Origin of the sequence: Butyrivibrio hungatei (assembly GCF_001858005.1) — a bacterium.
Classification (GTDB): domain Bacteria; phylum Bacillota; class Clostridia; order Lachnospirales; family Lachnospiraceae; genus Butyrivibrio; species Butyrivibrio hungatei.
Window position 1 is genome coordinate 2,020,877 of the sequence record NZ_CP017831.1, and the last position, 21,626, is coordinate 2,042,502.

Consider the following 21,626-nt stretch of genomic DNA (forward strand, 5'->3'; position numbering starts at 1 on the left):
ATACTTTTAAGTTGAATTTAGGTTGGCCATTCATAATGCACTCATAGCAAACAATTCATTTTTAAGGAGAAAAACTATGAAAAAAACAGAAGTAAAAAAGTTAATCCCATATGTAGGACTTATGGTTATGTGTGCAACTGTTACAGGCTGTGTTCAACAGGCTGCTACGCAGTCAACAACAGATACTACTATTTCTACAGAAGATATAAGTAGCAAGGAAATAAATGAGGTGCCTGAAGGCGAAGCTCCTGAGGATGCTCCTGAAAAGCCTGACGGAGAAGCTCCAAATGGAGAAAGGCCTGATGGTGCCCCAGAAAAGCCTGACGGAGAAGCCCCAGATGGTGCACCTGGAGGCGGTTTTGGTGGAGGCGGAATGAGTAGTGCTGATATAGATTATTCAGGTGCTGTAGAGATTACAAGCAGTGACTCTCAGATAGGAAAAACTTATTCAAGCACCACAGCTGACGAATCAGCTCTTTTAATAGAAACTTCTGAAGACGTTACTATCACAGATGCTACTGTTACTAAGACTGGCGACTCAGACGGCGGTGATAACTGCAACTTCTATGGTCTTAATGCAGCTGTTCTGGTAAAAGATGGCTCAACAACCACTATCACAGGTGGCACTATCACATCTGACGCTGACGGAGCAAACGGTGTCTTTTCCTATGGTGGTAACGGTGGTCAAAACGGGGCTACCGGTGATGGAACAACAGTTAACATATCTGATACAGCGATCACCACAACTGGTGATGGTTCAGGCGGAATCATGACAACAGGCGGCGGTGTTACAAATGCCAAAAATCTTACAGTTACTACAAGCGGTCAGTCATCTGCTGCCATTAGAACTGACAGAGGAGGCGGAACAGTCACTGTAGATGGAGGAACCTATACTACTAACGGTCTTGGCTCTCCTTCTATCTATTCAACTGCAGACATTACTGTTTCAAATGCAACACTAGTTTCAAACCTCTCAGAAGCAGTTTGTATTGAAGGTATGAACTCTATCACACTCACAGACTGCGACATGACTGCAAACAATACTCAGATGAACGGAAATGCTACTTTCCTAGACTCTATCATGATCTACCAGTCAATGTCAGGTGACGCCGACAGCGGTACATCAACCTTTGATATGACAGGCGGCTCACTTACAAGCAAAAATGGTCATGTATTCCATGTAACTAACACTAATGCTGTTCTCAACCTTGAAAACGTAAAGATCACAAATAAAGACTCTGACAATATTCTTCTTTCAGTATGTGACGATGGTTGGAATGGTGCTGATAACATCGCAACATTAAATGCAGTAGATCAGACACTTGAAGGAACAATCCTTGTAGGCGATAATTCTACTCTTACACTTAATCTCACTAAGGGATCAAGCTTTACAGGAACAATAAGTGGAAAAATCACTAATGCCAAAGGTGACACTGTTTCAACTGAGATTGGAGAAGTCAACGTAACTCTTGATAGCACAAGCACATGGACTCTTACAGCTGATACATACATCACATCATTTGATGGAAATATCTCAAATGTTGTATCTAACGGATATACTCTCTACGTAAACGGCGTAGCAATGAACTAAAATATATAACACAAAAGGGGTCGGTACTGTAAGTACCGACCCCCTTTTGTGAGCCCTAACCGACCTCCCTAGGGCTCATTTTCTGACAGTCATTTCGCCTGCCATATTTATTGAATAGTAATCCCTGATCTCTGAGCTGTTATCTGTCATGCCAAGGATCCACATGAGTTTGGTAAGAGCTGCTTCACTTGTCATATCGTGAGCTTCTAATGCTCCGATCTCGAGAGTTCTTTTACCAGTTTCATAGACATCCATCTTGGAGCCTTCGTATCTGCACTGGGTTCCCACAACTACTGTCATACCGCCCTTAATTAGCTTATCAAGGGTTCCGATGAAGTCGTGCTTAACAAATGGCATACCGCCAATTCCATAGGCCTCAATATAAAGACCTTTGTAGCCCTGATCAGCAATACTTTCAAGGAAGCTCCTGTGAATACCTGGGAACATCTTGATCATGCAGACTTTATCAGAAAAAGTATTGGAAAGCTTGAAGATTCCGCTTCTTTCTGGAACTGCTTTCTCATCTATTGTCATACCAAGGGAACTGATAGTAGCAATGTTCGGATAATTGATACTTTCAAAGGCATCAAAGCTAAGGGATCTTACTTTTGAAGCTCTGCAGCCCAGCATTACTTTACGATTAAATGCCACAAATACGCCTGGGATCTGGCTTGCTGCCATATGGATTGCACATCTGCAGTTCTCCATTGCATCGGCAATAGGATCAGTGATAGATAGCTGAGAGCCTGTGATCACTACCGGTATACCAATGTTTCTGAGCATAAATGATAGCATTGATGAAGTATATGCAAGTGTATCTGTTCCATGGATCACAACTATTCCGTCGTAATCATTTCTGCATTCGCTGATACGCTCTGCAAGTTTGCACCAGTCCTCTGGGAAAATATTGGCACTATCAAGGCTACAGAAATCTTCTATCTCGATGTCAGTATCACCTGATACCATCTGTAGTTCTTTTTGCATGTCATAAATGGATAAGCCTGGGATCAGACCATTACTCTTCATGACTGCTGACAATGTGCCGCCTGTATTTATTATCAAGATCTTTTTACTCACGTTTATATCCCCTTAAAAGTTCCATAGCTTTTTTATAAGATGCCGCCATATCTGACGGTCTCTGCACTTTATATCCTGAAATATTACTATCTGGTGAATAATCGCCAATGACTAATGCTTCATTTACTGAGACCTTAAAGTCTTCGCAATACTTCTGTATTGTAGTAAAAGATGCTCCCTCATTGCAAGTCAAAAACTCATCAAAGATATTTCCTAAAGAAGGTGCTGCCACCGCTTCTACGCTCCTTACCCCGATAACCCTAGCTTTATTTCTCTCTTTTAACATTCCAAGCTGCATCATCAAAATATCGTCTGGAGCCTTATCTACATCAACAAATATAAGTTTATACATCCGGTAATTACCTCTTTGACTGTATTCGATCAGCCATGTCAGCTTTGCTGCTAACACAGATTCCCTATTGTATAAAAAAAGAATGCCACAAAGGGCATCCTTTTTCAAATCTTATCTAATGATCAGAACTTAGTTTACAAATACATTTGCACGGTTATTGAAGTAATAACGGTTTACAAAGAACATAACAACTGAAACTAACAGCTGGATTATTGTGCTTGATGTAAATCCTGGAATTGATGTCATTACAGTAACAAGTAATGCATAGATAAGTGATAAAGCAAAGTTCAAAGCATAAAGTGCACAAACAAGCTTACCTGCATTAGCTTTGCGCTTGATGATAGAAATAGCTGCCATTACACCAACAACTGCAGTACCAAGTGTAAGAACACCTGCGATAGTATCAATTGGCTTAAGCGCGCTAAAGTATGAATATACATCCTCTGCTGAAACCCCTACAGTGCTATAAACTGAACCTGTTAAAAATGCTATACCAGAAACAAGATTTATAAGTGCTCCAACCCAAAGAACGAAGTATCCGAGGAAGTTAGCCCACTTCATTCCAAGTGGCTCCTGCTGAGGAACGTAGTTAAATGCTGAACCATCAACTGGTGCTCCCATAGGCTGACCGTTGTTTACAGGTGTCTGCTGAACTGGTGTTGCATTAACTACTGGTGTTACTGGATTACCGCAGTTTGGACAAACCTGTGATCCTTCTGGAATCTGTGCTCCACATGTGTTACAATTCATAATTTTTCTCTCTTTCCTATTTATAAGTTTCCTTTTGTTACGCTAATCGCAACATGTTTATCATAACGGAAATAAAATATTTTTTCAAGCAAAAACACAGTATCTGCATGCGAATGAACGCAGCAATACCATATATTGAAACATTATTTTATATTCACTCTTTATTTATACAATTTTAATTTCAGGCCATTTTGTCGGTATGTTAGTATATTTATTGAGAGTTTTTCGTTTTATTTTGCATAATTTTTCATTACACAAGTCGCACTTATCAACCCATTTTTCATGGAGGTAACATATGGAGGAAAAAAGTAGAATAACCTCGTTGCGTGTAATAATGAGCGGACTTGTAATGCTGGCTCTTATTCTTGTAGGTTCTATTGCTACTCTTATTGGCGTCATCAATCTTCGCCGTGGCATGGAAACCGAGGTCGAAACAGGTGTTAAGGCTGCATGCCAATCTTATGCCATGGTACTTCAATATTCCACAGAAAACTTAGATAATCTTGAAAAGAACTTGAGTGATCAGACAGGTTATGACTATACCTTCTTTAAGGGTGATACCAGAGAAAGATCAAGTATCTCAGGCGTAGTAGGTACTAAGGCAGGAGATGCTGTAATTGCTTCTGTTCTTAAAGGAAAGCAGTCCTATCAAGCTCAAAACGTTGTGATCAATGGTGAAAAATACTATGTAGCTTATGAGCCACTGATTGACAATGAAACTGGTGACGTTTATGGTATGGCTTTTGTAGGACTTAAGAAGATCAACATTTCAACTTACATTAATGACAGGATAAAGACCATGATCACTGTTGCTGGTCTCATTATCATTGCCTTTACTATCGCTACAGTAATCTACGTACTTCAGATCATCAAGGCTATTGATGAAAATGTACAGGCTGTACGCCAGATGTCTACAGGTAATCTTGAGATTCATTTAAGTGATAAGGTTAAGAATAGAAAAGATGAGCTTGGTGAAATGTCCAGTGCCCTCTTTGATATGGCTGAAAAGATAAGAAGCGTTATCGGAAATGCCAGAACATCTTCTGATGAAGTTGATGATTCAGCTGGATATCTTAGCGATACCGTTAATACAATATCTGAAACTGCAGAGCATGTAACTGTTGCTGTAGCTCAGGTTGCTACAGGAGCTTCTAGCCAGGCTGAATCCTTACAGGATGCTGTAGGTAGCGTAAGTGATATCAATGATGCGATCGAGCTTATCACAGCTAATACAAAGGAAATGCAGGGACTTGCTGATTCAATGCAGCAGAATTCTGTAGCCAGTCAGGAAAAGCTGGGTGAACTTAGAAAATCCACAAGAGAAAGTATTGAAGCCATCGATGGAATCGTTGAACTTATTGGTAATACCAATACTGCTGTAACAACCATTTCTGAAGCTGTTACTATCATCGATGCTATCGCTGCCCAGACCAATCTGCTTTCTCTCAATGCTAGTATCGAAGCTGCAAGAGCTGGTGAAGCAGGAAAAGGCTTTGCTGTAGTAGCTGAAGAGATCCGTCAGCTGGCAGATCAGTCTGCAGAAGCTGCTAGAAATATTCAGGAATCTATGAAGGGACTTGCTGCTGATTCTAATAAGACTATGGAAGAAGCTGGAAGTGTTCAGGAGATCATCAGTAATCAGCGCAGTACTATTCACAGAACAATTGAGCAGGTTGATGCACTTATTGAAGACATCAACAGATCTATTGCTCTTACAGGTGAGATCGTTACTAACGTTGATAAATCAGATCAGGCCAGCAAAGTTATCAGTGATGTTATCACTAACCTCTCTTCTATCTCTCAGGAGAATGCTGCAAGCTCAGAAGAAACAAGAGCTTCAATGCAGGAGCTTTCAGAGACAATGGAAACAGTATCTCAGAAGGCAAGTAGCCTGAACAAGATAGCCAAGATCCTGGACGAAGAAATGGCGTTCTTCCAGATTGGAGCTACAACAGCCTAACGGCTGTTGTAGGCGGAAGTGGACCTTGGGGACGGGGGTAGTGGGTAAGTGGACCTGGGGGACGGGGTTAGTGGGCCATTTTTCGAAGAAAAAATGGCCCACTAACCCCGTCCCCCAGGTCCACTTACCCACTACCCCCGTCCCCAAGGTCCACTTTCGCTTTTTCTTACCACACCCTATAGTTTCCAGAAAGTGCCAGCAGAGCAAACATATAGAGGCAGTTGTCATAATATCTGCGTACGCCTTTTCTAAGTGGCTGGTTCCAGAACCAGTTTACCCATCTTCTGGCTATTTCATAGTCGCTATCCTTTTCATCGCTATAAGAAACAGTAAGTGCGCTCTGAGCAATAGTAGCTACAAGTCCCACAGGATGAAGAACCGGTCTGTCTACAGGCGTTCCGTCAACTTTGTAGGTGCATCTTACAGCTTCAAGATCTGTTCCAAAGAATTTCATCATCTTAAGAGGAATAGACAAAAGCTCTTTATCCTCTCCAAACCACACTGCTTCAAGCCCAATATTTGCAGCTGTTCTGTAGGCATCGCTAAAGAAATCCCCATAATATCCCCAAGACAGCTCTTTATCCATAGGCGAACCATCAAAATTACCATATTCAGGACTAAGTCCTGTTTCCTTGTGGCAGGCTGTCTTCAAGTACTCTCTGCTGGCTTTTGCTGCTTCCTTAAAGAATTCTCTGTCCTCTTCATAAGCCCAAAGAGCAAATAATTCATAAAAATGTGGCAGATGATACGATGGATCCGTAAATGGACTTCCCGGCACAAATAAAATCTGCTTATTTTCATGATTCCACATTGGACAGCCTTCTCTTCCATTTTCACCCTTGTGGATGCAAGCCTTAAGTATCTCTTTGGCTTCTTTAGAATAGTTCATGATGCCTTCACCATCTCCCCATCTGTGGGAAGCGAAGAAAAGAGCCATTGCAAAAAACTCTTCTCCATCAGGAGCTGGTCCATATGCATTCTTGGTGCCATCAAGCTGACATGACCATGCAAAATAGCCTTCATTCTCGCCTTCTTCCATATACATGTACTTCTTGGCCCATTTCCAGATGCGGTCAAATTCCTCTTTCATATCAAGCTGAACACACATCATCATGCCATAGGACATTCCCTCTGTTCTGGCGTCATTATTACCGGTATCAACAAGATAACCCATATCCTTGTCTTCATGGTATATTCTCTCATTTTCATCATAAAAAAAGGTATTAACTGCCTCTTTTATCCTGGCAGCTATCTCTTCATCTGTCTTTCCTATCTCTTTAAAGAAATTTCTATAATTCTTACTTTCAAATGCCCCCATATTCTTTTCCCTTCCTATATATCATTTTGATTATCTTCGCATTTTACCCAAAAATAATCTTCCCTTTATTTGCCATATTCTAGCCACTTTTTGCGGTTTCAGATCACTATTTTAAAAATAATAAAATTTAATTGTTGACAATTTAAATATATTGTGTAAAATATAATTGTAATCAAAATTCAAACCACTACATATCATAATTAAGTAGACAAAGGAGATTATCGCTATGGAATATAAATTTACAGAAGCTAATTTCAATGAAGAAGTACTCGGCAGTGACATTCCAGTTTTAGTTGATTTCTACGCAGACTGGTGCGGACCATGTAAGATGATGATGCCTGTAGTTGAAAAGATGGCAGAGGTTTACGACGGCAAGATCAAAGTCGGAAAGATAAACTCTGATGAAGAAAATGCTCTCGCTGCAAAATACGGCATCATGTCAATTCCAAGCTTCCTTATCTTTAAAAATGGCGAAGTTGTAGACAGTGCAACTGGTGCAATGCCTGCAGACGCTCTTGCCAAGAAGCTTGACGCAGTTTTATAATTTGCCTTTTCCTATCTCCCCTTTATAAACATATAAAAAGAGCTGGCGCGCATTTTATGCACGTCAGCTCTTTGCTTTAGTCTTCCTGAACAATAGGTCTTATCTGCTCTAACAGATCTCCTATCTTTTCATAGATACTCTCATCAGTACTTACGTTACTGATCGCAGTCTTCATCTTATCCTGCAGTTCCTGAAAATCTTCATCTGCTTTTTCCATATTTACAAAGACTTCGCCTAAGCCCTTTAGCTTGGCATCTACGTTTTCACTGTTTTTCCTTGCTTTATCCCTGATACTCTGGGACACATCATCAAGAACAGCTCCTGCTCCAGCTAAGCTATCAACCTTATCCCTGCTTGTTTTTACCGCTGCATCTATCTCTCCAAGCTTTACCTCGACCTCTTTTGAGAAGTTTTGAGCTTTATCATTTATTTCTACAGCTTTGTCATCGATCAGCTTATCAATCCTCTCGTCAATGGCTTTTGTCCCCTCAGACAGCTCACAGACCTTGTCATATACTGCTCTTATATCTGATACGATGCCTCTAAGGTCTCCTGCCACATAGGCAATTGGAATAGCTGCGTCTCCTATCTTGGAGGATTCAATGGTTGCTGTAAGTGCCAGCACATCTCCTCTTGATGCTATGTTCTTTAGTGAAAGAACTTCCTCCATTATGCTATTCTGGGTTTTTCTGATATTTTCAAGCTCTGCCTTGATATCTGAAAGTGATGACTTTTCAGGTGCCGCTGGAATCGATGTATCAACAGTTTCAAGGCTTTCAGCTGCCTTTTTCACACCTTCAGTAAGCTCTTCTTTTACTTTAGAGAGCTTAAAAGGTTCCACATCGAACTTTTCCAAAAGGCTTCCAGCATCACCTACATCAACACTTTCCACTATCTTTTCCTTGGCGGGTCCAGCCAAAAGAGCTCCTTCAAGATTCTTTAGAGCCTCATTAACGCTTTTTTGCTGTCCCTTAAGGTCATCTGTATATTTTTTTAAGGAATCAGAAATGTAGATGATGGCTTCGTCTTTTTCTGCCCTTGCTCTTCTCTCGTTTATAGCTGCTTCATCAAAATCTTCCTGATCGCTTAACTTTTTTTTGCCAAACACATCAAACATAGCCCACCTCACTCAAAAACAATGCATGACATAGCGCCCTTTAAATACTTGTCCTTAAAATGTACTCCGTAGCCAACAATGCCACACAAGTCCCCGAGCATTTCAAGTTTTTTAAGATATGAGTCCAGCTCTCCATTTTCTTTAAAGGTCTGATACCTTGAGAAGTTGTTAATGGCAAGAACCGAAGGAAAAGAAGGAAATTCGAGATGTATCTTTTCCATAATCTGTGAAACCTGCTCTGTTTCAGCCACGTCACTGCTCTCGCTGTAGGACTTTATCTTGCCTGATAGGTTCTTGATAACAGCATAAACTGTTGCTTCTTCATAGATAACGCCATTAGCTGAAACTAGGCTTTTGTTTGTTCCTGCGCCTATTGAATGAATACCCTTACTTTCTACCTCATAGGAGATAGTGTTTAGCATCTTTTTATCTCCACCGGTACAGAAGTTAACAAGAGCAGTGTCATCATTACCAGGAGAAAGAGCTTCCACATCATCTATAAGTCTTTTTATGAATCTTGCAGGAGCTGTCTTCGTCTTTTCCAAAACGCCTGTAGCTATGGAAACACCGCCTGTAAAAGCAATTACAGACGCGCCATTTTCCACAATCTCAGATCCGTAGGACATCAAAGTACATCCTATACTGGGTATTCCAGGATAGAGTCTTTCTAATGTCTCAACATTTACTTCAAATTTCTCCTCACAGCTAAGAAGGATAATAAGCTTTGGTGCTGTAAGGCCATTTAAAGCCTCAGCCAGACTACCTGTTGAACTTTTCCCGTAAAAGATATTCATAAAGCACTCTCCATCTGTCAGATTCTCATGGCAACTTCATATGCTCTCCAAATAACTGTCCTTAAGTTTCCAACGCTTCTGCAGTCGCCTACAAGGTCGATATTACTTGTTCTCTCGCTATCTTTGATAATAGGATTTGAAATATAACCAGCAGAACTGATAACTGAATCGCAGCTTATCTCTATTTCTTTGCCATCCTTGGTAGTGCAAAGGATGCCGTCTATCCTTACTTCCTTAAGGCTTGTCTCAAGGTAGACCGGTACCTTATGAAGCTCAAACCACTCTCTAAGATATGAGCTGTTTGCAAGGCAAACGCCAGGCTGGGATACAAGGTCATCCTTCATCTCTACGATGATCGGCTTCTTGCCCTGAAGTGCCAACTCATAAGCTATTTCGCAGCCTGTCAGGCCTCCGCCTATTACAGCTACTGTTTCGCCGACTTCCTTACCTCTAAGGAAATCGCAGGCTTCTATCATGTGCTCATAGCCTGGAATGCTTCTAAGGATCCTTGCTTTGGCTCCTGTAGCCATGATTATGTCGCTCTTACCAAAAGACCTGACGTCTGTGATCTCAGTATTATAGTGGATCTCAACACCAAGCTCCTCCATCTTTTTCTTATACCAGGAAAGAAGATCTCTGAGCTTACCTTTATAAGACTCAGCTGAAGCAGCTATAAATGCTCCGCCAAGTTCAGAACTCTTTTCATAGATAACCGGCTCATGTCCTCGTAATTTAAGGACTCTTGCAGCCTCCATTCCGCCTATACCACCACCAATGATGATGACTTTCTTAGGGTGCCTAGTCTTTTTGATGAAATGCTTGTCTTTTTGCATTGTTTCTGCATTGACAGCACATCTGGCAAGGTGAAGGCTATCACTAAGCTTCTGATCATTTGGAACACCTTTATAATGGCACATGTTAAAGCATCCGTTGTGACATAGGATACAAGGTCTGATGTCATCTTCTCTGCCTTCCATAAGCTTGGTGATCCACTCTGGATCTGCAAGGAACTGTCTGGCAAATCCGGCACCGTCAAGCTTGCCCTTTGCTATCTCATCTGCTGCCACTCTTGGATCAAGTCTACCTGCGCAAACTACTGGAATATCCACGAAGTTCTTGAGGTTCTCAACATCCTCAAGGTTACAGTTTTCTGGCATGTAGATTGGTGGATGTGCCCAGTACCAGGCATCATAAGTACCATTATCGCAGTTGAGCATGTCATAGCCTGCATCCTGAAGGTACTTAGCTGCCTTCTTGGACTCTTCAAAGTCTCTTCCAGCCTCTACATAGTCTTCTCCTGGAAGTGCGCCCTGCCTAAATCCCTTAGTCTTAGAGATCACACTGTATCGTAGTGATACCGGGAAGTCTTTTCCACAGGTTTTCTTTATCTCTTTTACGATATCCACAGCAAATCTGTACTTATTCTCAAAGCTTCCGCCGTATTCATCAGTTCTTTTATTAACATAATCAAGTGTAAACTGGTCAAGAAGATATCCTTCATGAACCGCATGAACTTCAACGCCGTCAACTCCTGCATCTTTAAGGAGCTTGGCTGTCTTGCCAAAGGCAACCACGTACTCTTTTATCTCTTCTACTGTGAGAGCCCTTGAAGGGAGCTTGTCTGACCATCTGTTAGGTGATGGGCTTGCAGTAGCTGTAATCTTGTCAAGGTCCATAAATGGCTTGGACAATACTCTAAGAGCCTTGTTATTGTATAATGTCTCCATCATTGAGCTTACGGTAAAAGACCTGCCAAAGCCGGCTGTAAGCTGAACAAAGAGCTTAGCTCCTGTCTTGTGGAACTCAGGCATCCACTTTGCAAGGTCTTGATACATCTTCTGATTCTTGTAAAGCCACTGACCAAACATTGGATTGTAAACCGGCTGGCATCCTGGAAGTACAAGCCCTGCGTTATTCCTTGCAACCTCCAGAATAAAATCTGCTCCAGCCTTGTCAAAATGATTCTTTTCCATCCATCCAAAAAGATCTGTTCCTCCCATGGATGTCATGACAAAGCGGTTCTTGATCTCAACATTTCCAATATTCCATTTAGTAAATAATGGATCTAATCTCTTTTCCATTATGCATTTCTCCTACCAATATATTTTTTACCTTCAGCTCTGCCCAGCTGATAAACTCTTTCCAGTTCCTTTGGGTCCTTTTCTATTGCACTGATATTAAGAGGCTCTAAAGGTCTTATTACCTCTATCTCGCCTTTTTCTTCCTTTTCTCTTATGTATCTCTTTTCCTCATTGTACATAAGATACCTGTCTTCCATAGCCTTGATCATACCTGGATATTTTCTGAGCATGAGCCTTACAAGGGGCATGTATTTTTGCTTGCCCTTCACGTAGTCCCTGGGCTGAGTCTCGATAACCAGAATCTTGTCATAGCCTTTTTCCTCCATGAATTTAAGAGGAATTGAATCTGAAATGCCACCATCAAGATACACGCCGCCGTCTATCTCTACAGGTCTTGAAACAAGCGGCATAGAGGCTGATGCCTGAATCCACTTGATGTCCTTTCTATCGCCATTTTCACATTTGTAATAAACAGGTTTGCCTGTCACTGCATCAGTAGCAACGCAGTAAAACTCCATTGGATTATTCTGGAAGGCCTCCAGATCCCACTTATCCAGCTCATAAGGAAGCTTCTCGTAGCAAAAATCTACGTTATATATGTCTCCTGTTGCTATAAGTGAGGAAATGCTGTGATATCTCTTGTCAGTGCAGTACTTCTTGTTATATCTAAGTGCTCTGCCTATCTGACCGGATTTAAGATTGCAACCAAAGGTTGCTCCTGCTGATACCCCAACTGCTCCGTCAAAGGTTATCCCCTCTTCCATGAGCACATCCAGAACGCCGCAAGTGAACATTCCCCTCATTGCGCCGCCTTCCATTACAATACCCGTTTTCATAATATCTCCTAATGCCTTGATTCTTACGTAAAAATAGGAGCAGTCCCTAAGAGACTGCTCCTTAATAGACTACTTATATTATACTACTAATTTAGGAATATTTAGCCACAAATTCGTCCATTGTGATAGGTTTGGAAAAATAGAACCCCTGAAGATAATCGCATCCAACCTTGCTCATCGCTTCATCCATCTTTTCATCTTCTATTCCCTCTGCCGTTATGCTAAATCCCATGCTTTTGAATGTATTGACCACATTAGGAAGCATAACATCAGGCTCTCTCATATATTCCCACACAAGGCTCATATCAAGCTTAATATTGATAAATGGGCACTTCTTTACGCGTGACAGATTAGAATAGCCCTTTCCATAGTCATCAAGCACAAAGTAAAGTCCACTATTTTGCAAAAGTTCTATCTGCTTTGTGAGCAGTGACTCCTCAACCATGATATCTTCAGTGATCTCAAAATGGATCTTTTCAGGGTTAACGTTATATTTTTTCATAATGGCTAAGAGCTTATCACCGATATCAGGTCTCATAAACTGTATAGGTGACAGATTTACGTTGATCCATTTAAGTCCCATCTTCTTTATGTCATTTTCATTTATAAACTTACATACTTTTTCAAAGACCTGTTCTCCAAGTTCAACGACGTGTCCGCTTTTCTCAGCAAGTGGAATGAAGATTGTAGGAGAAATGATCTTTCCTGAAGGATCTTTTATCCTTGCAAGGGCTTCTGCACCAATGATTTTCTTTGTCAGGCTATCGATGATAGGCTGCAGGTAAACTTCAACAAGATTGTGATCAATGGCGTATTCAAGCGATCTCTTTGCCTCAGTCTCTTTTGCATTATCTCTAAACTCCTGCTCACCAAGGATTATAAGATCATCAACTGTGCTCTCAGCCTTACCAAGAGCATTAGTAAGCATGTTCATTACTACATCCGCAGATCTGGAGCTTTCCTTTGGGTCCATATAGATATAGCCTGCATCAAGATAGAGCTCTGCCCCATTGTTCTTCCAAGGTTTTTCGAACCTTTCAGATATTTCCCTTCTCATTCGATCATGATTGAATTTATCATGTCCAAGTACTATGAATCTTCCACTTCTGTAGTAAAAGACCAGTGAATTAGAATATTTTTTTTGAAGGAAATTGCCTATCATCTGGATACCCAAAGCCATCTGCTGGGCGCCATAGATCTCGCGAACATCTTTGTAGTTTTTTATAACAACTGCAAACATGTTATATTCCTTGTATTCACTTATTTCTACCAAATATTCCTTAAGTGCTTTGCTGTTAAAGAAAGATGTCCGGCCTTCCAGGTAAAAGTCTGGATTTTCAAAGGACAGATAGATTATGACTATAGCTATGAGGCAGAACGTATCTTCAAGTAAAAGAGTCGGGAATATATATCGTAAGATAAATCCTATCATCAATATAGTGTTATACCAGAAGATTCCTGCTACTTCCCTTCTTCTGACAAGTCTGTTCTTGCAAATAAAAAATATTGCATAAGTTCCAATAAGATAGATAGCCGTTGCCACATAAATATAGTTATACCATGGTCCACTATGATATCCATTTGCGTCCATGTAATAGATTTTTTTGATCCACGGACTAAGTATAGTCACAAATATTCCAAAAACAGCGGGGATCCTTACAAGCAAATGCATGATCAGCTTCCTGCTACTATCAGTTCTAAGTACGTTTGCAGTAAAGCTATAGAATGCGTAAGTTCGCAAAAAGAACAGTATAAAATAAAGGCTATTGGTAAAATACTCAATAACCAGAGGGTAAACCACATGATTCATGTCTACCCAACTGGATACTATGTCCATGATAACGCTACCACACTCGATAACCAAGAGAGATACGAAGGTCAGGTTTCTCTTAGTTGGGATATGTGGCAGGACATAGTAATACCCAAGATAAATTAAAAGCAATAATAAACTTGGCAAGGCATAACTTAAATCCCACATATATAGTCCTCTGGAAAACATGTTAAGAGCTTAAGTTACAGTGATACTGATTACGTTATTTAGTGTAGTTTTCCTTTTAATTTTATAATTCAATATTACTATATTTAGGGATATGAAAGTATAAATAAACTATTAAAGTATTATATATACATGAGATTATGCAGTTTAGAATCACCTGAAAACCCATATTTTAAGCTTGAACAAGCTTATTCATATCGCCACGCGCCGTGTTACTGCGCTATTTTTGGGGTTTTTACGCTTGCTATTTCTGATGGGCGTTGGTTTGTTTTGGGCGAGCTTTAATCTGCATATTTATACCTTTTTTCTGGATTTTTTCTATTTTTATGCTTATTAAGCTTCAACAACTAGCAAAATTCAATTGTAGGCTGAAAATGTCTCTTCATCCCCATAAAAGACATTCATATCAATGTATCTTTCAGTTCCAGAGTAGCCTGATAACACATGCCTGTTGGAATACTGCCAAAAAGTCCAGTTAATTGATGGATCCGGCTTGCCGTAAACATTTCTGATCCAGACATCGTAGTCTGCAAGCCTTTCCTGTATCACAGGAAGCCACTCCTTAGTAGTATAGATAACCGGCTTCATAGAATAACAAGTCTCTACTTCATCCAGGAAAGCTCCAAGTTCCGTCAGCATCTTGTCCTTATCAAGCATATCTGGCTCTCTGTAGCCACCATAAGGCTCCACATCTACTACTGGTGGAAGCATGCCTGGAACAGGTGTCACTGTTTTGCAGAAATTCTCAGCTTGAGTCACACCAGATGAATCAAGGCTAAAAAAATGATAAGCTCCAATCCTAAGATCTGTATTTTGCGCTTCGTTCCAGTTCTTTTCAAACTGCTCATCTACGGAACTAGAGCCTTCTGTTGCCTTTATATATGCAAAAGAAATATCCTCTTTTGACAATACTTCCCAGTCAACCACTCCCTGATAATGAGCAACATCAACGCCTCTGATAGGATACTTTCTCTTGGAAGGATTATTTATGTGAAGCACTCCAAAATAAAATAAACCAGCTGTTAAGCCCATCAGCGCTACAATTATTACAAGCGCCGCAGCTGAAATCAGTAATTTCTTTTTCATGACACCCTCTCCTCTTATCTAGCACATTTTAGGATGCGACATATCTTCTAAAAAGAACTTTCATCATTTGTTCTCCAGCTTTTTCATCATCCAGTATGCATCACGGTATGTTCCGTCCGCATATTTCATGTTGTCAGGGAAAGTACCGTATTTTTTGAAGCCAAGCTTCTCATAAAGAGAAATTGCGGCTTCATTTCCAGCCACTACTTCCAATTCAGCCTGCTCATATCCAAGCTTAGTTGCTACATCAAGTACTGTTTCCAGCATAGCCTTACCAATTCCACAGCCGCAATAATCCTGATACAGTGCAATAGCAACGTCGCATCTATGCTGATATCTTCTGTATGAAGCAATGCTCATAAGTGAGCAATTGCCCACATGTTTGCCATCGACAAATGCAAGTAGCATAAGTTCACGGTCAGATTCAATCTTACTCTTAAGAAAGTTCTTTTCATCTTCCAACGTAATAGTAACTTCATCAGGTTCCCTTATAAGATATGGAGTTTCACCACAAGTAACCTTAAGATACTGAATCAAGTCTTCTGCATCTTCAAGCCTTGCTGACCTTAATTCAACAGTTCTTCCAAGCTTATCCGTTATAGTAATTGGTTCTAATGTCATAGTCTTCTCCTCTAAGCTTTATTTAACTTCTTTTTACCGTCTGTATGTCACTCCAAACATGAACTTCCACATATCGTTCTGGTCCATATTTTCCATCCGGGTTCCAGTCCTGAGGTAGTCCGTATTTATCAATGATTTTCAGTATTTCCTCATAGGTATAAAGTTTTTTTTCGATACTCTTTTCCATCATTTAACTTCCGATATATCTTACTATCGCCTTATCCCAACAAATTGTAGTTTTAGGAATTGACCCAGACATCTATTTCGTCCTTCGTTGGAACTTCAAAGATGGATTCAAATTTTTCAGCAAGTCCTTCATCAACGTAATATGTATCAGATTCGTGATTTAAAACATCCTGATTTCTTTTTTGAATTCTTCTGTTCCACTCATCAGGATCAACATTCAAATAATAAAACTCGTAATCGATATTTCTTGAGGAGTAAAACTCTTTCGCATAATCACGCTCTTTCTTGGTCCAGAATCCCCAATCCAAAACTACGTTAATTCCGGTTTCTGCAATCTCAACAGATTTTGCATATTGATATTCTTTTATTCTTTCAACATAGTAGTCATGTTTTTCTCCGGCATCCTGTCCAAACACTGACAACATTACTTCATCTATTGATAAAACCACTGCATTTTGTGCTTTTCTAATTCTTTTGGCATACGTACTTTTTCCGCTGCACAGCTTGCCACACATAATAAAAACCTTAGACATTTGTTCCTCCATAAAATTCGATTGCGAGTTTAATCGCATCTTCTATCATTTCATTTCCCGCCAAATCGGAATAGTTCAGATACTCTTTAACCTTTGTCGCCGGCACCAGCTCTTTCCCATACACTTTTCCTGTAGCCGGATCAATATGACTCTCATAAATATCTTTTATCTTCGCTATCATTCTTACCTGAGCATACTTATCCGAATTATCCTCCACCAATAAATACCCAAGATAATGGATATCTTCCAGTTCAATATTTAATTCTTCAATATATTCCCGTTTCAATGTCTCTTCAAAAGTTTCAGCATTTTCAGGCTTTCCACCGGTCAATTTGTATTTTCCGTCCTCAATCCTCAAGACAACCTGGTTATCTGCTGAAAATGCTATTCCATAAACCTGTTTTACCGGTAACTGGTCAGGAACAGAATCCTTAAACCATGTAAAGTCAGCCATAATGCAATCCCCTATATACTTCGCCGATTATCCTGGAAGTTAATCGCTCTACAAATTTGAATTTGTGCGATTAACTTCCGATATAACTCACTATCACATTATCCCGACAAACGGGATTTATCATTTCCCTTTCCTGACATAAATAAGCAAAAAATTCAGAATGTCGTACAAACCTCTATCCAAAAACTCCTTATCTCTTACACCGTATTCATGCCCCGATTCAAACCATTCCTGCCATGCTATGTCATAACACTCTGCTTCTTTGACATCGATCCTGCAGCGATCACCGCATTCTTTTATTAACAGGCTCTCCCACCATGTAGCGGTTTTAAAGAGCTCGGAATCGTCACCTTCAGCCCATGTTTCAAATAGCTGCTTTAGCTCACCCTGCGGTCTCTCTTTCAATCCAGGGATGGCAATCATCACATAACCGTTCTCCTTGACAAATGGCAGAATCTTCTCTGCAAATACGCATTCCTTACATCCAAAATAATGGTAAGAGTCCACGCTGACAATGCTATCAAAATAGTCTTCGGCAAAAGGCATATCCATTGCATCACCATGAATCGGTATAATCTTATCCACCTGCCCATTGGCCGTTATTCTTTTATAGTTTTCAGTTGCAGAAACCCAAAGATCAAACGCATAAACGTGCTTAGCATCTGTTTCATTGGCAATAAATAGCGATGTTAATGCAAATCCGCATCCCAAATCCAAAGTGCGATCAAATTTCACATCTTCAGGGCATCTTCTGATCAATTCATCAAGTAGCCTAAAAGAATTCGGCCCCATCAAGTATTCCTTTGTAAAGTATTTCTTATACTTTTCTATACTCCCCATACACTTCACCCTCCATAGCGAGTTTTACTGAAATATTAAAAACTTATTGTTCAAAATCTCCAATCTTCCCGAGCATCTTGCCAAAACTATGATACCGACCTGAATAGATGACAGGATCAAGTGCTGTTAGATCAACATCAAATATGTCTTCACAATTCCCTCTTTTCATACTCCATGCGAATAAAATCTTTTGCATCCCCAGAAGTTGTAAATCTTTTATACTTCGAACCATGTTCAGACAGATACCCAATGATTTCTTTCCTGTCTCTATCATATTCAAACACCCACTTTATGTTGTACCAAAGGAACTTGAACGTAGGTTTTGAATTGTATTCTTCTTTTCCTGCTCTCTGCCTTAACCAACGCTTTATTATTCTTACCAATCTTTTACAGAGTGGTACATCAAACAGTATGATGTAATCACATTTTCCAAAGCTCTCACGCAACAGCTTTCTTGGTGATCCTTCTACAATCCAGTTATCACCATTTATTATTTCTTGGAATAGTTCGTCACGATCTTTGTCACTGCGCTTTTTATCTCCTTCTGGAGTGCGCTCCCAAACAATATTGTCTTTCTGATAAAACGGAATGTTATATATTTCTGATAAGTCTCTTGCAAGTGTAGTCTTCCCACTAGCAACAGATCCTATGATATCTAGTTTCATTATTACTCCCCCAAAAAACTGGAATTTAATCGCTCTACAAATTTGAAGTTGTTTATCAAAAATAATGTTCCATCAAACGATCAACCCATTCTGGAACGGATGCTTCTTTCTTATCATATACTGGATAATATGGTTTTATATCTAAAACTGGGGTGCCATCTACAGCATCAAGACCTTCAACAACAATTCTGTCTTCAGAAACGGAAACTATTTTTACAGAGGTTATTCCGATACGATTAGGTCTATCTTTTCCACGCTGTGAAAAAATCCCAACTAATGGCATGTCATCTCGATTCTGAGGCCTTCTTTGAAGGTGCTTGTCCTTTTCATACTTCGCTTTATCAAGATGATAAATGATATTCACATGAGAAAAATCTTCAAGTCCTTTCAAACCGGAGATATACTCTTCATCCAATATTATAGAAGAAGTATCTTCTCCCCAAGAAACATCTTTTCTGTCCTTTACTTTATTTCTAACATAACCAATTGGTTCCATTTCGATTTTCATAGTTGTATCCTCCCCCCGATTTGCTTATTTCATTATCCTGGAAGTTATTATTTTCTTATTTCCTTAAATACTTCTCATCAGATTCATATTCATCACTCACAAACCGTTCCACTGTCATATGAAGATCATACTTATTGCGAAGTTCGGCAAGCTGCTTCATCATTGGTGATGCATGATGCGCATCTTAATCCCCATTATCTTCTGGAGTCTGACCGCTGGATCCTTCAGACTGGCTGGTGGGCGCTTCATTTCCGTCCCCTGAACCATTATCGCCGTTTCCTTCATTATTTTCGGTGGAACCACTATTTAAGGACTCTTCTTGCTTTTTTCTTTCTTCCTCTTCAGCTTTCTTCCTTGCCGCTTCCTCTTCTTCAGCTTTCTTCCTTGCTGCTTCCTCTTCTTCGGCTTTCTTCCTTGCTGCTTCCTCTTCTTCGGCTTTCTCCTTTGCTGCTTTTTCTTCTTCGGCTTTCTTTTTTGCCGCTTCCTCTTCTTCAGCTTTCTTCTTTGCCGCATCCTCTTCTTCAGCTTTCTTCTTTGCCGCTTCCTCTTCTTCAGCTTTCTTTTTTGCCGCTTCCTCTTCTTCCTCTTCCTGTTTCTTCTTCTCTTCTTCCGCTTTCTTCTTTGCTTCCTCGTCTTCTGTCACAGTACTACTCTGAGAAGAAGCATCTGAAGCATTCTGATCTTCTGTGATTCCCATTATGTCCATAAGGTCACCAAAGTTACCTTCGTTAATTCCTGATTCATCACCAGTTGTAACCTTGACCTTGTTTGGATCAGGCTTAACATACTTAACTACATATTCACCATCATCAGATATTCCAGGCACTGGGTGCTCTACTATGTAATTGAATATGGCTTCGCATCCTTTTCCAGAATAATGAAGTCCGTCTCCACCGTTATACTCAGATTTTACCTGTCCATCAGATCCTTTGAGGACTTCAGAGATATCAAGATAAAAAATGTGTTTCTCCTTTGCTATCTCCAAAAGAAAATCATTGTATTTGTCTATCAATGCGTTCTGCACATAGTCTTTGTACCTTCCGTTATCATCTACGGGACCTATAGACACAAGTACAATATTGGAGTTAGGCGCCAGCTCGGCCACTCTGTCTATAAGAGAAATAAATGTATTCTTGTAATGATCCTCGCTGGAATCATTGATTCCATTTACACCAAGAAGAATATATATAACTTGAGCCTGATGAGACTCCAGGTAAGATTTCATAGTATATTCTTTTCCAGCATTGTTCATGAATTTATTGGATGCAAATGCTGGATGTGATATTCCAATCTGCGCAAGTGCAGAATCATCGTTAAAAAAGCCGTAGTTAACCATGGCTACGGTTCTAGAATCGCCCAGGAATACGCATCTGTTAAGATATCCCTCCTTAGCACCTTCTTTTTTAACAAGTACAGTTGTATCCGGAGTAGATTCAGTCTTGGTTTCTTTGCTTGCAATCTCGACTACAGGCATGTTTCCGTCACCAGATGCTCCCTCGTTTGCAATCTGGTTTTCTCCATCGTTCTCACTCAAAGAATTTTTCTTAACACCACTTATGTGCGCCATAACCAAGATGACAGCAAAGGCAATCACCACTATCCCCAATGAGATGGCAATCAGCTCCTTTGTACCAATGTGCTGCATTATATTATCAAGTTTTCTCGCTGTATTTCTCTTTATTTTCCTAAGTTTCTTAAATATATCATTCCACATGTGGATTCTTTTTTCCTTCAATGTAATCTTCGGTAATGGACCCTTAAATCTGTTCATTTGCTTCTGTGAGAAAAACAGAATCTGCGATCCTATCTAATTTCTTTTCCATCAAAAGAAATCTACCCTTGCGCCAATCCGCATATCCGCGTTTAACATATCCATTTTTATCATAAAGCCTTAGTGCATACGGATTCTTAGTAAACACATCAAGTCTTACCGAATCATATCCAGATTCGATAAGCTGCTTTTCAATATGATTTAGTACAGTAGCTCCTATCCCTTTATTCTGAAAGAAAGGAGAAACACAGAATCTGTGAATGATACAGGGCTTTTTATTTTCCCACTCACACTTAAGATACTCATCATCGCATTCTTCGCTGATGACGTATATAGCAGCAAGCTGAGCATCATCCATAACCACAAACATGGTTTTCTTATTTATATCTTCTTCAAAATCCTCACAAACGGGATATATATCGTCCCACTGTTCTATACCCTGTTCTGACATAAGCTGTTTTGCAGCTTCTATCATATTACATATTTCTGTCAAATCATCCATTGTAGCTAATCTATAGTGCATCTATCTTAACCTCCTCAGACACT

Annotated in this window: 22 protein-coding genes; 3 read left to right on the forward strand and 19 right to left on the reverse strand. The window is 40.0% G+C overall.

Annotated features, from left to right (window positions below; genetic code table 11):
* Window positions 1–76: 76 nt before the first annotated feature.
* A complete protein-coding gene (locus bhn_RS09340) occupies window positions 77–1,591 on the forward strand; it encodes an autotransporter outer membrane beta-barrel domain-containing protein (protein ID WP_071176446.1) in 1,515 nt (504 codons plus the stop codon).
* 75 nt (window positions 1,592–1,666) lie between these two features.
* On the opposite strand, the gene bhn_RS09345 is transcribed toward bhn_RS09340, so the two are convergent.
* The 3 genes from bhn_RS09345 to bhn_RS09355 form a co-directional block, all read right to left on the reverse strand.
* Window positions 1,667–2,668, reverse strand: coding sequence for an asparaginase (locus bhn_RS09345; RefSeq protein ID WP_071176447.1), 1,002 nt, complete (start codon window positions 2,666–2,668; stop codon window positions 1,667–1,669).
* Entirely contained in the window at window positions 2,661–3,020 is a 360-nt protein-coding gene (locus bhn_RS09350) for a hypothetical protein (RefSeq protein ID WP_071176448.1), read from the reverse strand. The genes bhn_RS09345 and bhn_RS09350 overlap by 8 nt, the downstream gene beginning before the upstream one ends.
* Before the next feature lie 129 nt (window positions 3,021–3,149).
* On the reverse strand, window positions 3,150–3,770 hold the full coding sequence (locus tag bhn_RS09355; protein ID WP_071176449.1) for a zinc-ribbon domain-containing protein: 621 nt from the start codon (window positions 3,768–3,770) through the stop codon (window positions 3,150–3,152).
* A gap of 295 nt (window positions 3,771–4,065) precedes the next feature.
* Between bhn_RS09355 and bhn_RS09360 the strand changes: the two genes are divergently transcribed.
* Entirely contained in the window at window positions 4,066–5,730 is a 1,665-nt protein-coding gene (locus bhn_RS09360) for a methyl-accepting chemotaxis protein (RefSeq protein ID WP_083385876.1), read from the forward strand.
* A 166-nt stretch (window positions 5,731–5,896) separates the two neighbouring features.
* Here bhn_RS09360 and bhn_RS09365 read toward each other — a convergent pair whose 3' ends face one another.
* Window positions 5,897–7,048 carry a glycosyl hydrolase family 8 gene (locus bhn_RS09365; protein ID WP_071176451.1) on the reverse strand — a complete coding sequence of 384 codons (1,152 nt, stop codon included), beginning with the start codon at window positions 7,046–7,048 and terminating at the stop codon, window positions 5,897–5,899.
* 226 nt (window positions 7,049–7,274) lie between these two features.
* Here bhn_RS09365 and trxA point away from each other — a divergent pair, with 226 nt between their 5' ends.
* Window positions 7,275–7,592 carry a thioredoxin gene (gene trxA / locus bhn_RS09370; protein WP_071176452.1) on the forward strand — a complete coding sequence of 106 codons (318 nt, stop codon included), beginning with the start codon at window positions 7,275–7,277 and terminating at the stop codon, window positions 7,590–7,592.
* 76 nt (window positions 7,593–7,668) lie between these two features.
* Here trxA and bhn_RS09375 read toward each other — a convergent pair whose 3' ends face one another.
* The 15 genes from bhn_RS09375 to bhn_RS09445 form a co-directional block, all read right to left on the reverse strand.
* Complete coding sequence (locus bhn_RS09375; RefSeq protein ID WP_071176453.1) at window positions 7,669–8,709, reverse strand: hypothetical protein; 1,041 nt, start codon at window positions 8,707–8,709, stop codon at window positions 7,669–7,671.
* 8 nt (window positions 8,710–8,717) lie between these two features.
* On the reverse strand, window positions 8,718–9,503 hold the full coding sequence (locus bhn_RS09380) for an FIST N-terminal domain-containing protein (RefSeq protein WP_071176454.1): 786 nt from the start codon (window positions 9,501–9,503) through the stop codon (window positions 8,718–8,720).
* Window positions 9,504–9,520: 17 nt separating this feature from the next.
* Window positions 9,521–11,584: an oxidoreductase gene (locus bhn_RS09385; RefSeq protein ID WP_071176455.1), complete on the reverse strand. Its 2,064-nt coding sequence runs from the start codon at window positions 11,582–11,584 to the stop codon at window positions 9,521–9,523.
* On the reverse strand, window positions 11,584–12,420 hold the full coding sequence (locus tag bhn_RS09390) for a patatin-like phospholipase family protein (protein ID WP_071176456.1): 837 nt from the start codon (window positions 12,418–12,420) through the stop codon (window positions 11,584–11,586). Before bhn_RS09390 ends, bhn_RS09385 begins: the two co-directional genes overlap by 1 nt.
* Window positions 12,421–12,511: 91 nt before the next feature.
* Complete coding sequence (locus bhn_RS09395; protein WP_161487316.1) at window positions 12,512–14,362, reverse strand: EAL domain-containing protein; 1,851 nt, start codon at window positions 14,360–14,362, stop codon at window positions 12,512–12,514.
* A gap of 411 nt (window positions 14,363–14,773) precedes the next feature.
* Entirely contained in the window at window positions 14,774–15,502 is a 729-nt protein-coding gene (locus bhn_RS09405; RefSeq protein ID WP_071176459.1) for a glycoside hydrolase family 25 protein, read from the reverse strand.
* 63 nt (window positions 15,503–15,565) lie between these two features.
* Window positions 15,566–16,123, reverse strand: coding sequence for a GNAT family N-acetyltransferase (locus bhn_RS09410; RefSeq protein ID WP_071176460.1), 558 nt, complete (start codon window positions 16,121–16,123; stop codon window positions 15,566–15,568).
* Between the two features lie 22 nt (window positions 16,124–16,145).
* Complete coding sequence (locus bhn_RS15780) at window positions 16,146–16,313, reverse strand: hypothetical protein (RefSeq protein ID WP_162493382.1); 168 nt, start codon at window positions 16,311–16,313, stop codon at window positions 16,146–16,148.
* Window positions 16,314–16,362: 49 nt separating this feature from the next.
* A complete protein-coding gene (locus bhn_RS09415; RefSeq protein WP_071176461.1) occupies window positions 16,363–16,842 on the reverse strand; it encodes an AAA family ATPase in 480 nt (159 codons plus the stop codon).
* Window positions 16,835–17,296, reverse strand: coding sequence for an NUDIX domain-containing protein (locus tag bhn_RS09420; RefSeq protein ID WP_071176462.1), 462 nt, complete (start codon window positions 17,294–17,296; stop codon window positions 16,835–16,837). The genes bhn_RS09415 and bhn_RS09420 overlap by 8 nt, the downstream gene beginning before the upstream one ends.
* A 120-nt stretch (window positions 17,297–17,416) precedes the next feature.
* Window positions 17,417–18,136 carry an SAM-dependent methyltransferase gene (locus bhn_RS09425; protein WP_071176463.1) on the reverse strand — a complete coding sequence of 240 codons (720 nt, stop codon included), beginning with the start codon at window positions 18,134–18,136 and terminating at the stop codon, window positions 17,417–17,419.
* Between the two features lie 149 nt (window positions 18,137–18,285).
* Window positions 18,286–18,801, reverse strand: coding sequence for a P-loop NTPase family protein (locus bhn_RS09430; protein WP_071176464.1), 516 nt, complete (start codon window positions 18,799–18,801; stop codon window positions 18,286–18,288).
* A 55-nt stretch (window positions 18,802–18,856) separates the two neighbouring features.
* A complete protein-coding gene (gene tsaA / locus bhn_RS09435) occupies window positions 18,857–19,309 on the reverse strand; it encodes a tRNA (N6-threonylcarbamoyladenosine(37)-N6)-methyltransferase TrmO (RefSeq protein WP_071176465.1) in 453 nt (150 codons plus the stop codon).
* A 184-nt stretch (window positions 19,310–19,493) separates the two neighbouring features.
* Window positions 19,494–21,080: a GDSL-type esterase/lipase family protein gene (locus bhn_RS09440; protein WP_071176466.1), complete on the reverse strand. Its 1,587-nt coding sequence runs from the start codon at window positions 21,078–21,080 to the stop codon at window positions 19,494–19,496.
* Window positions 21,067–21,603: a GNAT family N-acetyltransferase gene (locus tag bhn_RS09445; RefSeq protein ID WP_071176467.1), complete on the reverse strand. Its 537-nt coding sequence runs from the start codon at window positions 21,601–21,603 to the stop codon at window positions 21,067–21,069. Before bhn_RS09445 ends, bhn_RS09440 begins: the two co-directional genes overlap by 14 nt.
* Window positions 21,604–21,626: the final 23 nt, after the last annotated feature.